The 12,335-nt window shown below is 49.6% G+C and carries 13 protein-coding genes; 4 read left to right on the top strand and 9 right to left on the bottom strand.

Annotated features, from left to right (window positions below; all coding sequences use genetic code 11):
- Positions 1 to 17: 17 nt before the first annotated feature.
- From accC to aroQ, 3 genes are all read right to left on the bottom strand, one after another.
- Complete coding sequence (gene accC / locus CSQ88_RS11290; RefSeq protein WP_099398198.1) at positions 18 to 1,394, bottom strand: acetyl-CoA carboxylase biotin carboxylase subunit; 1,377 nt, start codon at positions 1,392 to 1,394, stop codon at positions 18 to 20.
- 79 nt (positions 1,395 to 1,473) lie between these two features.
- Complete coding sequence (gene accB / locus CSQ88_RS11295) at positions 1,474 to 1,935, bottom strand: acetyl-CoA carboxylase biotin carboxyl carrier protein (RefSeq protein ID WP_099398199.1); 462 nt, start codon at positions 1,933 to 1,935, stop codon at positions 1,474 to 1,476.
- A gap of 47 nt (positions 1,936 to 1,982) precedes the next feature.
- Positions 1,983 to 2,438, bottom strand: a complete 456-nt coding sequence (aroQ, locus tag CSQ88_RS11300) for a type II 3-dehydroquinate dehydratase (protein WP_099398200.1) — start codon at positions 2,436 to 2,438, stop codon at positions 1,983 to 1,985.
- Between the two features lie 205 nt (positions 2,439 to 2,643).
- Between aroQ and queA the strand changes: the two genes are divergently transcribed.
- From queA to tgt, 3 genes are all read left to right on the top strand, one after another.
- Entirely contained in the window at positions 2,644 to 3,672 is a 1,029-nt protein-coding gene (gene queA, locus CSQ88_RS11305) for a tRNA preQ1(34) S-adenosylmethionine ribosyltransferase-isomerase QueA (RefSeq protein WP_099398201.1), read from the top strand.
- Between the two features lie 25 nt (positions 3,673 to 3,697).
- Entirely contained in the window at positions 3,698 to 4,543 is an 846-nt protein-coding gene (locus tag CSQ88_RS11310) for an HDOD domain-containing protein (protein WP_099398202.1), read from the top strand.
- A gap of 215 nt (positions 4,544 to 4,758) precedes the next feature.
- Positions 4,759 to 5,874 (top strand): tRNA guanosine(34) transglycosylase Tgt, encoded by a 1,116-nt coding sequence (gene tgt, locus CSQ88_RS11315; protein WP_099398211.1) that lies wholly within the window; start codon positions 4,759 to 4,761, stop codon positions 5,872 to 5,874.
- Positions 5,875 to 6,270: 396 nt separating this feature from the next.
- Here the strand turns inward: tgt and CSQ88_RS11320 are convergent, their stop codons facing one another.
- From CSQ88_RS11320 to CSQ88_RS11340, 5 genes are all read right to left on the bottom strand, one after another.
- Positions 6,271 to 7,539, bottom strand: coding sequence for a nitronate monooxygenase (locus tag CSQ88_RS11320; RefSeq protein WP_099398203.1), 1,269 nt, complete (start codon positions 7,537 to 7,539; stop codon positions 6,271 to 6,273).
- A gap of 233 nt (positions 7,540 to 7,772) precedes the next feature.
- Positions 7,773 to 8,489, bottom strand: coding sequence for a ribonuclease PH (rph, locus tag CSQ88_RS11325; RefSeq protein ID WP_099398204.1), 717 nt, complete (start codon positions 8,487 to 8,489; stop codon positions 7,773 to 7,775).
- A 181-nt stretch (positions 8,490 to 8,670) separates the two neighbouring features.
- Positions 8,671 to 9,348: a heparan-alpha-glucosaminide N-acetyltransferase gene (locus tag CSQ88_RS11330; protein WP_099398205.1), complete on the bottom strand. Its 678-nt coding sequence runs from the start codon at positions 9,346 to 9,348 to the stop codon at positions 8,671 to 8,673.
- Positions 9,348 to 10,253, bottom strand: coding sequence for a PP2C family serine/threonine-protein phosphatase (locus CSQ88_RS11335; RefSeq protein WP_099398206.1), 906 nt, complete (start codon positions 10,251 to 10,253; stop codon positions 9,348 to 9,350). Before CSQ88_RS11335 ends, CSQ88_RS11330 begins: the two co-directional genes overlap by 1 nt.
- A complete protein-coding gene (locus CSQ88_RS11340; RefSeq protein ID WP_099398207.1) occupies positions 10,250 to 11,218 on the bottom strand; it encodes a serine/threonine-protein kinase in 969 nt (322 codons plus the stop codon). The genes CSQ88_RS11335 and CSQ88_RS11340 overlap by 4 nt, the downstream gene beginning before the upstream one ends.
- Positions 11,219 to 11,303: 85 nt before the next feature.
- On the opposite strand from CSQ88_RS11340, the gene CSQ88_RS11345 reads away from it, so the two are divergent.
- Positions 11,304 to 12,170: a YicC/YloC family endoribonuclease gene (locus tag CSQ88_RS11345; RefSeq protein WP_099398208.1), complete on the top strand. Its 867-nt coding sequence runs from the start codon at positions 11,304 to 11,306 to the stop codon at positions 12,168 to 12,170.
- A 73-nt stretch (positions 12,171 to 12,243) separates the two neighbouring features.
- On the opposite strand, the gene CSQ88_RS11350 is transcribed toward CSQ88_RS11345, so the two are convergent.
- A partial coding sequence (locus CSQ88_RS11350) for an IS3 family transposase (RefSeq protein WP_143449393.1) occupies positions 12,244 to 12,335 on the bottom strand: 92 nt, incomplete at its 5' end.

Consider the following 12,335-nt stretch of genomic DNA (forward strand, 5'->3'; position numbering starts at 1 on the left):
GCTGCGGTGTTTTTGTTTTAAGGCTGCGCGAGTTTGCCTTCTAATTGCTTTCTGATTTCCGGCATTCTGTGCTCTAAATAATGAATGCTGGTGCTGCCTTTAATAAAGGCTTCATCTAATAAAAGTTGCTGGTGCAAAGGGATATTGGTGTTAATCCCTTGTACAACCATTTCAGATAATGCAATTCGCATTCTGGCCATCGCTTGTGCGCGATCATCACCATAGGTAATGATTTTACCAATCATCGAATCGTAATAGGATGGCACGGTATAACCCTGGTAAACGTGTGAATCCACGCGCACACCCGGGCCACCTGGGGTGTGGTAGGTGGTGATTTTACCCGGGCTGGGGATAAACTTAAGCGGATCTTCAGCATTAATCCGGCACTCAATGGCGTGGCCTTTGAGTTTCACGTCTTTTTGCGTGTAGCGCAGCGGTAAATTAGCCGCCACACGAATCTGCTCTTGCACAATATCGATGCCGGTAATCATTTCGGTAACCGGATGCTCAACCTGAACACGGGTATTCATTTCAATGAAATAGAATTCGCCGTTTTCAAATAAGAATTCGAATGTACCTGCACCTCGGTAATTAATTTTGCGGCAGGCGGCCGCACATCTTTCACCGATTTGTTTACGCTGCGCTTCGGTAATGCCCGGTGCAGGTGCTTCTTCAATGACTTTTTGGTGGCGGCGCTGCATGGAGCAATCGCGCTCGCCCAGATAAATGGCGTTGCCGTGCTGGTCGGCCAGAATCTGGATCTCGATATGGCGTGGGTTCTGCAGGTATTTTTCCATGTAAACCATGGCATTGCCAAAGAACTTTTCTGCTTCTGATTTGGTCAGCTCAACGGCCGCGACTAATTCTTCTTCAGTATTCACCACGCGCATGCCACGGCCACCGCCGCCGCCAGCTGCTTTAATAATGACCGGGTAGCCAACGGCTTTACCGATTTTCATTAATTCAGCAGGATCGTCCGGTAAAGCGCCATCAGAGCCGGGTACGCAAGGTACGCCTGCTTCTTTCATGGCGTCTTTGGCAGAAACCTTGTCGCCCATCAGGCGGATGGATTCCGGGCGCGGGCCAATAAAGGCAAAGCCGGATTCTTCAACGCGCTGGGCAAAGTCGGCGTTTTCACTTAAAAAACCGTAGCCAGGGTGAATGGCCTGCGCTTCTGTGACTTCAGCTGCGGCAATCAGCGCTGGCACATTCAGATAGCTTAATGTGGAGGAGGCCGGGCCAATACATACCGATTCATCGGCTAATTTGACATATTTTGCTTCGCGGTCGGCTTCAGAATGCACGACAACCGTTTTGATGCCCATTTCACGGCAGGCGCGCAAAATGCGCAGCGCAATTTCACCGCGATTTGCAATCAGGATTTTTTCAAACATGGGAAGCTCCGTGAGGAGTAAGGATGAAAGGGAAGCCAGGGGTTTTAACCCTGTTCTTCCCTTTTTAAGCCTTACCGAATCAGCCAATAATAAATAGTGGCTCACCGTATTCAACAGGGCGGCCATTTTCGACCAAGATCGATTTGATCACGCCTGCCTTGTCGGCTTCGATTTCATTCAGGAGTTTCATGGCTTCAATGATGCATAAAGTGTCGCCCACATTCACTTGCTGACCCACTTCAACAAAGTTTTTTGCTTCAGGAGAAGAGGCGCGGTAGAAAGTACCCACCATAGGGGACTTGGCAATAAAGCCTTCTGGTTGTGCTTCTACTTCTGCGGCAACAGCAACGGCAAGCGGTGCTGCTGCGGCAGCAGGAGCGGCTACAGGAGGCAGCTGGTATTGCATGGCTTGTGCATAAGCCGGGATATTCTGATTAACGCGGGTGATACGAACGCGTTCTTCACCTTCGGTTACTTCAAGCTCGGCGATGCCAGATTCTTCAACCAGATCAATCAGTTTCTTAAGTTTGCGCAAATCCATAGGGGTCTCCTCTCTGTATATGAGAATTTATTGGCGTTGATTAATTATCAGGGGGCCTTGGGAGTAAAACGGAGTGCGAAATCCAGCGCGCATTCATAGCCGAATGCGCCCAGGCCGCAGATAACGCCAACCGCGAGGTCGGAAAAATAGGAGTGGTGCCGGAATGATTCACGAGCATGAACATTGGACAGGTGAACTTCAACAAAAGGAATTTGCACCCCGGCCAGCGCATCACGAATAGCAATGCTGGTATGTGTAAACGCAGCGGGGTTAATGATGATAAAATCCGTGCCGTCCAAACGGGCGGCATGAATGCGATCGATTAGCTCGTATTCGCGATTCGATTGGAAAGCATCAACGCGGGCAGCACGCTGTTGTCCCAGTTCAATGAGCTTAGAATTGATTGTCTCTAGGGTATCAGCACCGTAGTGCTGCGGCTCTCTTGACCCTAGCAGGTTCAAATTTGGGCCATGTAGTACTAGGATATTGCGTGTGTTTTGCATCCGCTACTCACTTTTGTTGCCTGTCATTGGGCGAAGTTTGCCGCAGTATGTGCGAATTTGTCCAGAAAAAGTGGGTAATTTCGGCGATTTGCATTCTAAAACACTTGTTTGAAAGTCCGCCAAGCCAATCTACACGCGGGTTTTATCGTACAAGGTGATACACGCCTTGTAGTTTTGTTACATCTTAAAAAAGGCTTGTTTTTACATGCAAGTAGCTGACTTTGATTACCATTTGCCTGAATCTCTGATTGCTCAGTTCCCCCCTGAAGTACGTGGGGAAAGTCGTTTGTTACATATCAATGGCCTTACACGGCAAGATTCACATTTTCGCGAATTACCGCAATTTTTGCGCGCAGGTGATGTACTTATTTTTAATGATACCAAGGTGATTAAGGCCCGGGTGTTCGGTAAAAAAGAATCAGGCGGTGCGATTGAGGCTTTAATTGAACGCGTTTTAGATGAGCACAGCGCACTGGCTCATATCCGTTCATCTAAAGCACCCAAGCCAGGAGCAAGGCTTATTTTTGCAGATCGTTGGACCGCTACAATGACCGAGCGCAAAGATGATCTGTTTAAATTGCAGTTTGATGGCGAAGAAAGCGTATTAGATATCCTGGAGCAGGCGGGCCAGCTGCCTTTGCCACCCTATATCACTCATATCCCTGATGACGAAGATGCCAAGCGCTACCAGACTATCTATGCGCGGGATCCTGGTGCTGTAGCAGCACCTACGGCCGGGCTGCATTTTACTGAGGATTTGCTCGCGCAATTACAAGCGATGGGCGTTAAAACAGGCTACCTGACTTTACACGTGGGCGCAGGTACTTTTCAGCCGGTGCGGGTGGATAATATTGCCGAACATACAATGCACCATGAGCGTTATTCCATTCCGGCAGCAACAGTGGCCCTGATTCAGGACGCTAAGGCGCAGGGTGGCCGTGTGATTGCGGTAGGAACCACCAGCCTGCGTGCATTGGAAGCGGCGTCTCAGCACGGCTTACTGGCAGAACCGGAAGGAGATACTAATATCTTTATCACGCCGGGCTATCAGTTCCGCGTGGTGGATCGCCTGATCACTAATTTTCATTTACCCAAATCCACTTTATTGATGCTGGTAGCGGCGTTTGCAGGCTACGACACTATGCGTGCCGCTTATCAGCATGCGGTGGAGCAGGAATACAGATTTTTCAGCTATGGCGATGCGATGCTATTGGAGCCTGCTACTCTGAAGTAAGGCACACAAAGAGCAGGGGTTTACTGTGTTTAGTGAAATCAGTACTGAAGATGCAAAGGCCTTGATGCGTGGTATGGTCATCCCCCCACGCCCTGATATTTTGCTGGCTTTAGAAGACGCTCAGCATTCTGAAGCCCCCGATTTTGCCGAGATTGCCCGCTTAATAAGCGCGGATATGGTTTTATCAGGGGCGGTTATTAAAACAGTGAACTCTCCGTTCTTTAGCCTGAGCACCCGGGTTAATTCGGTGCAACAGGCATTGCAGCTGCTGGGCCTAAAAAACTTAGCCAATATTGTGCAGGGCCTTGTGCTGCGGCAGGTATTAAGCCCCGCATCGCTTGGGGATATGAGTGAATTCTGGGATTACTCTTCATCTGTTGCGATGGCTGCGGCTTATTTAGCAGAGGCGGTGCACGGCGTGTCCAGTGATGAAGCGTATACGCTGGGTTTGTTTCTTAACTGTGGCAAGCCGCTGATGGCCCTGCGATTCCCTGGCTACACGCTGCAGCATGCTGTGGATGATCATTGTACAAATAAGGCCTTAATCTTCCGGGAAGAGCAGCAGTATCGTGTCAGCCATAATGTGGTGGGCTATTTACTGGCCCGCGCATGGTATTTGCCTGTGGCAAGCAGCCTTGCTATTTTGCATCTGCATGATGGTGATATTTCAGAACGCGCTGTGCAATGGCCGCACGTCTGCGCCTTAATTGCACTGGCTCAGCTGGCTGAGCACATTGTGCAGCGCTCATTGCACCTGCCTGAGCAGGAGGGGTGGCCGCAGGCTGAAGTGCTGCTGCGGGGGCTGCTTGGCCTGAGCCAGGATGAGCTGGAAGACTTGCAGGATTCTGTGCAGCAAAAGCTGAATCACTGACAGGGCCCAAAAGGCGGGCCTGAGTGAACAGTGTGGCACAGCATTCCGGCAGACAGCACAGGCCTCTTATCTGCGCTTTTCAAATACTGAATAAGCACTCTTATTCACTGAATTCCCGCTATTTTCACACCGCAATGACATTGCTTTGCTGCTGGCTTGGCGGTAATCTTGCGGCCCGTGCCGGACTGTGTTTCCGGCGGCGTTTAGGAAAAATAATGTTGAAATTTGAATTAAAAGCCACCAGTGGCGGCGCGCGTCGCGGCACCATGACTTTAAATCACGGTGTAGTTGAAACGCCAGTATTTATGCCTGTGGGCACTTATGGCACGGTTAAAGCCATGACACCGCGTGATTTAAAAGAAATTGGCGCGCAAATTTGCCTCGGTAATACTTTCCATCTGTGGCTGCGCCCGGGTCTGGAAGTGGTTGAGCAATTTGGTGGCCTGCATGAATTTATGGGCTGGGATAAACCGATCCTGACTGACTCAGGCGGTTTTCAGGTATTTAGCCTGGGCGCGATGCGCAAAATCACCGAAGAAGGCGTGACTTTCCAAAGTCCGGTGAATGGCGATAAATTATTTTTAACGCCCGAAGAATCAATGAAAATTCAAACGGTGCTCAATTCTGACATCGTCATGATTTTTGACGAATGCACACCGTATCCTGCTGATCGCAAGCAAGCTGGCGATTCGATGCGGATGTCTTACCGCTGGGCCAAGCGCTCACGTGCTGAGTTTGATGCACAGCAAAACCCGAATGCGCTGTTTGGTATTGTGCAGGGCGGTATGTATGAAGACTTGCGGGATGAATCGATTGCCGGTCTGTTAGAGATTGGTTTTGATGGCATGGCCATTGGTGGTTTGTCGGTGGGCGAGCCTAAAGAAGATATGGAACGTATTCTGGCCCATACCGCACCAAAACTGTCGGTGAACAAGCCGCGCTATTTAATGGGCGTAGGCACGCCTGAAGACCTGGTGTATGGGGTGAGTCAGGGGATTGATATGTTCGATTGCGTGATGCCCACCCGCAACGCAAGGAATGGCATGTTGTTTACCCGCTTTGGCGATGTAAAAATCAAAAATGCCAAACATAAGCTCGATAAGCGTCCTTTAGACGAAACATGTACCTGCTACACCTGCAAGAACTTTAGCCGTGCATACCTGCATCATTTATTCCGCACCGGCGAGATTCTGGCGGCTCAGCTTAATACCATCCACAACCTGCATTATTATCAGGTGGTGATGGCAGAAATGCGTGCAGCCATTGAAGCGGATCAATTTACCAGCCATGTGGCGCAATTCCATGCGGATCGTGCGCGCGGCGTAGATTGATTGTTGCAAGCAAACTCACTCGTTGCGCTCACTCAAATCAAAGAAACCCCGCCCGCTTGTTCCTCGCTTCGGCGTGTTTCAAGGGGACTCAAAAAGCCCTGTGTTGAAAGCGTGGTCAATGCGTTTTTTTGCTATTTGCTAATCAAAAATTAATTTGGTTCGCGCATATGGGGGTAAGTCCCTTGCAGGGAGTCTGATATAAATCCCTATGCTGAGCTTTAAGCCATTCAAAACGGAATAAATAGCTCAGTTCAAAATGGTTTTCTCTGTGAAACTCCGTGTTCTCAGTGGCCTCCGTGGTTAAAGATTTGGGTTTGCTTGTGTAATTTCAGTTAGTTATGAGCATAAAAAAACGGCATAGCCTGCGCTATGCCGTTTTTTCGTGGGATAGCCGCTTTACTTGGCCAATTCCAGCGCTACCCTGGCGGGCAGGGCAATTTTATTGTCTGTGCTGTACTGATAGTCATGGAAAATATGCTCAGCCGACAGAATCTGGTAGCTGCCATCTTCATGCTTGTGGCTGGTGTCTTTCAGACGGTAGGTATAGTGCCCACAGGTCCAGCAGTCAAAATTGCGCATATGGGTGCAAAGGCAGGTTTTATCCATCACCTTGATGCGCTTTGCATCGGGCTCAATGGCGATCACGCGGTTATATGCTTCGATATAGCTGCAGTTTCCCTTGGCATCGAGCAGATAGCCGTAGGCTTCGCAGTTTGGACGAATGCCTGCGCCAATCGACGGGCTGTTTTTTAACATGCGCATCGGATAGCCCGTCGGGGAAATCTGATTCACTTCGATATTGTCTTCGCTGGCTTTAAAGTATTCCTGCTGAACATCGGCAGGCAGGCCGCATTCAGTTGATACCGTAAAACGGGTGGCAACTTGTACTGCTGCAGCACCGGCTTCTAGGAAAGACACCGCATCGGTGCCGGTGAAAATACCACCGGCCGGAATAATCGGGATATCCAGGTGCTCGTCGAGCATAAACTGGCGGATTTCGGCCACGATCGTGGCTAAATCGTACTCTGCCCAATCCATACCAAAGCCTAAGTGTCCGCCCGCCAGCGGGCCTTCAACCACGACGTAATCCGGCAGACGGTTGAGCTTAGCGTTTTTACGCAGAAATAACTGCAAGGCGCGCACGGAGGAAACAATAATCCCCAGCTTGGCGTCTCTGAAACGCGGGTGATCTTCGATCAGCCCCATCGATCCCAGATGCAAACCGGCCGCCAGCGTAATGCCATCAATACCCGCATCCAGTGCCGCTGTTAAACGCACCCGAAGTGTTTCTTTCGGGGCATTCATGGTGAGTTTTTCCATGCAGTTGATAAAGACCAGGCCATCACCACGCTTGGCTTCCATGGTTTTACCCACGTGCAGCTTGGTGGCTTCTTCTAAGCGGCCCAAATCAAACTGAACTTCGGATTTATCCGAGTTGGCTACATTGTGTTTGTACTGCTGAAGTTTTTCTTTTACTTGCTTGGTTTTGTAGCGACGATCAGTCACTGTGTTGATCATGGCATCTGAAATATGGCCAACGCCACCGAGGCGAGCTGCTTCAAGTGCCAGATCGGCAGTGGAAATATCGACACCCATACCGCCAATCATGATCGGTACGAGTTCTTTTTTACCGAAGCGAAGGCGGAAATCATCTACACGTTTCATCGTTTGTACTTTAACCAAGTAATCAAAAAGGGGCTAAACCTTATCGGCACCGTCTATTCTTTATCGTGATAATCACCACGAGGGTGGGGATTTTGCTGGTAAATTCAAATTAAAATGAGCATTTGAATTCGGGTAATTGTTGCTTTACCGCTATTTTCTGCGTTTTTTATCCCCACCGCCATACCGATTTAAGGAAAATATCTCGCCAATACTGGCTTGATTTTCTTTCTAAATCAGAGGGCTAATGCTTTTTCCTGCATGGTGATCAGGTCTTGAATCCCTTTTTCAGCTAAATTTAATAATGTATTCATTTCTTCACGACTAAATGCTTCACCTTCGGCTGTTCCTTGTACTTCTACAAATTTTCCGCTGCTGGTCATCACCACATTCATATCTGTTTCACAGTCTGAATCTTCCGGGTAATCCAGATCCAGCACGGCTGCACCTTTATAAATACCCACCGAAATCGCTGCTACGTGTTCACGAATCGGTGATGCGGTAAGCTTGCCTGCTGCAATCAGGCCGTTAATTGCATCGGTCAGGGCGACAAATGCGCCGGTAATGCTGGCGGTGCGGGTGCCGCCATCGGCCTGAATTACATCACAATCGATCACAATCTGGCGCTCGCCTAAGGCCGCCATATCAACCACAGAGCGTAATGAGCGGCCAATCAGGCGCTGAATTTCCTGTGTGCGGCCACTTTGCTTGCCCTGCGCCGCTTCACGGCGCATACGGCTGTTGGTAGAGCGCGGCAGCATGCCGTATTCTGCTGTGACCCAGCCTTGGCCCTTGCCTTTTAAAAAAGGCGGCACGTTTTCTTCGACTGAAGCCGTGCAGAGAACTTTGGTGTCGCCAAACTCGATCAGTACCGAGCCTTCGGCATGACGGGTGTATTGGCGGGTGATGCGAACGCTGCGAAGTTCATCGGGACGACGTGAGGAAGGGCGCATGGCGAGTCTCATTTAGATGTAAGTTTCAGTGATTATACCTTTGCCAGGGCATTTCTAATGCTTAGCAATGACTGACCCTGCAATAAGTCACACTGACACATTACCGTGATCATATGACTAATATGTGGCGAAGCGGGGCAGATAAACGTTTACTCTGCTGTTTTATATTGAAATTTGCAGTTTATTTTTTGAAAATCAGCCCGAGGATGGCAAAGAGGATGGGCTGGTGTAATAAATAAATGATCAGGCTGTGCCTGCCCATCCAGCGTATGGCGGCAAGATATCTGGTACTACCCATGCTCAGCCATCCACCAGGAATAAGCCGCTGTGCCGCAACACCCAGTAACACCACCCCAAACCAGGGCAGGAGCGGCACATAGTCCTCGGTCATGGGTTTGTAAGTCATCATGCCCAGCCAGGCGAGCGCCGGGTGATTAAACAGTGGTGCCTGAAAATAAGCCCCCAGTAAAATAAACAGCGGCCCCAGAAGCAAACTGGCTGAAGTTTTACCAACAAAAAACGGGGCAAGCAGGCCGGCTGCAAAAAAGAAGTGCAAAACGCCAAACCATATCACCGCATGAGGAAATATAAACCAGCTGCCCAGGGTAGCCGCTCCGGCACAGGCGAGGAGTCTGAGCTGGCGTTTGGGGCTGATCTTCTCTGTGGCAGATAAGCCAGCAACAGCGGCAAAAAGGGTCACAATCAGGGTTCTGAGTGCAACCCATTCAGGGTCGATATTGGTTTGGACGGCCAGTTTGCCAAAATAGGCCAGATCAAAGCAAAAATGAAAAAACACCATCAAAACAACGGCAATGCCCCTGAGCAAGTCGGGCAGGGGTTTACGGCTGGCTGCAGGCATTATTTAGAGTATTTCTGGATGGCCGCCTGAATCTCGGCGATCGCCGCTTCGATATCTTCATCCGTAATATCGGCGGCAATGGTGGATGGATCAATATGGGTGCTGATGGTATTGAGATCGAGTTTTTGTGTGGAAACAAAGGCATTTTCAGAAATAAACTGATCTTCAGCATCGTGCCAGTTAATCCCCAGCGCACTGATATTATCTGCCTGCTTGCCGCCATGTAATTCGGCCTGATCCATCAGCTGAGGAATCGAAAACAGCACAGGAAAAGAAGATAAAAAGTGCACCAGCTGGTTTTCTGTCACACCGCCCCACAGCCCGTCCGTGCACAGCAGCAGGGTATCGCTGTCGCAGAGCGCAATAATGCCGCCCAGCTCGATTTCTGGTTTGATGCTGCCACCAAGGCAGTTATAAATTTTATTGCGCTCTGGGTGAACCAAGGCTTCTTCAGCGGTGATCTTGCCATTATCCAGTAATTTTTGGACTTTAGAATGATCTTTGGTTTGCAGCAGGATTTCACCTTTGCGCAGCAAATACAGACGCGAATCGCCCACATGTGCCCAAAATAAAATGCCATCCTGAATCACACAGGCCACAACGGTGGTGCGGGGGATTTCCAGCAGATGATGCTTGCTGGCGTAATCAGAGATAGCGGCGTGGCATTTGAGTAATGCATCGTTTAAAAACTGATTGGGGCTTTTAAGGATGGGCTGCGCTTTTTTCTGAAACAGATCGGTCAGCAGCTCCACAGCAATTTGCGCGGCGATTTCGCCATGCAGATGACCGCCCATGCCGTCGGCTACAACGAGCAACAGCGCATCGCGGCTGTAGGAGTAGCCCAGACGATCCTGATTATATTGGCGGCCGCCCTGGCGGCTGTTTTGGTATACGGTAAATTTCATTCTGTTTCCAGCTGGCCTTTGTTTGAATATTCTGTCCACTTACGGCGCAAAATACTGACCAGGCCACTACGTTTAACAGGGGCAGAGCCCCGCTCTAAAAGTTGCTTCTGAAGCTGAGGTACGCTTTGTGGTCTGCTGCCTGGGTCTAAATTCAGGCAGGAAGAAATAAGCTCGATCAGCTCAGGTGAATAACGGTCTCCGTAGCGGTCGTGCAGCTTGACCACTTTATCGAGTTTTAATCGCTGATCAGCCGCTTGTGGTGCTGTGCCTGCGATACAGGCAAATAAGCTGGCGCCCACGCCATAGATATCGGTCCAGGGGCCGTGAGGATCTTTTTTATTATATTGCTCGGGGGCGGCAAAACCCGGTGTATACATCGGGGTGAGTTTGCTTTGCTCCGTGGCCAGAGTCTGGCGGGCTGAGCCAAAATCCAGCAACACCGGTGAGCCGTCTTTGCGGATATAAATATTGGCAGGCTTGATATCTAAATGCAGCAGCTTATTCAGATGTACTTCGCGCAGGCCATTGAGTAAATGATAAAACACATGGCGGATCAGGCCTTCATCCACGCCGCCTCTGCTGTGTTTCAGCTGGATTTCTTTTTGCAAAGTACGGCCACGCTCGTATTCCATCACCATATATACGGTATCGTTAGCGCGGAAGAAATTGCGAACCCGGATAATATTCGGGTGCTGAATATGGGCTAAAGTTTTACCTTCTTCAAAAAAACATTTTAAGCCGTGACGAAACAAGGCAATACTGTCTTCGCTGCGTGCCTGCACCAGTTCACCCTCTGTTCTGAGGGCTAAAGAATTGGGTAAATACTCCTTAATGGCGACTGGATAATCTTTTTCATCATGCGCCAGATACACAATGCTAAAGCCTCCTGCGGACAGCAGTTTAGCGATCGTGTAGTTCTGAAGCTGATAGCCGCGTGCGAGCGGTTGATTGCTTGGGGTTGCCATGCGTGTCTTTTCGTTATACTTGTGTATCTGTTAATTTTGATTTCAGCTTGATGGAATGTAAAGCAAATCCCATAAAGGAGCTCTAATGATTTTAAGTATGACTGGTTTTGCCTCAATTCAACGTGAATTGACAGGCGGCACCTTAAGTATCGAGCTGCGCTCGGTTAATCACCGTTTTTTAGACCTTACCCTCAGAACCCCGGAAGAAATCCGCCCGTTTGAAGGCGGGATTCGTGAGCGTGTATCTGCAAAACTGGCTCGTGGCAAAGTAGAGTGCCGGGTAAACTGGAACGCGCGTGCCGGTGGAGAAGCCGCTTTACAGCTGAATACAGAACTATTACAGCAGCTTTTAGCCGCCGCTGCCGTAGCAAAAAAAATTGCCCCTCTGGCTTCTGAGCTGCAGCTTGGCGAGCTTTTACGCTGGCCGGGTGTTTTATCTGCACAGGTTGCCGCACCAGAATCACTGGGCACGGCCTGTCTGGAAGTACTGGATGCAGCACTCCTTGATTTTAGCGCCAGCCGTGGCCGTGAAGGTGAAAAGCTCAAAGCGCATCTTTTAGAGCGCGTTGCCGGTATGCAAACCATTGTGAATGAAGTTACCCCGCTGATTCCTCAGCTGGCCGCTTCTTACGAAGCCCGCATGAAAGCGCGCTTTTTAGATGCACTGGGCACGATGGACGACGACAGAGTACGTCAGGAAATTGTGATCTTTGCGCAAAAAATTGATATCGACGAAGAACTTTCACGCTTGAATGCGCATTTCAGCGAAATTCGCCGTATTCTGGAAAAAGGCGGCTCCGTTGGCAAACGCCTCGATTTTCTGATGCAAGAGCTCAACCGTGAAGCCAATACCCTTGGATCCAAATCAGTCAGCGCCGAAACCAGCCGCGCATCGATTGAGCTTAAAGTATTGATTGAGCAGATGCGTGAGCAGATCCAGAATATTGAATAGTGCTGTGCCTCTGCCTGTAAAAAAAACAAAGCCCGGAGATGAACTGACCCCAATTAGTTGGACAGTATAAAAGCTAGGCGCTCAAGGGCTGGGTTCTGTATTGCACAGGACTCAGCCCTTTTAACTTCAGTTTGATTCGGTCGTGGTTATAGTAATGGATGTAAT

This window comes from Iodobacter sp. BJB302 (genome assembly GCF_002735645.1).
In the GTDB taxonomy this organism is placed as follows: domain Bacteria; phylum Pseudomonadota; class Gammaproteobacteria; order Burkholderiales; family Chitinibacteraceae; genus Iodobacter.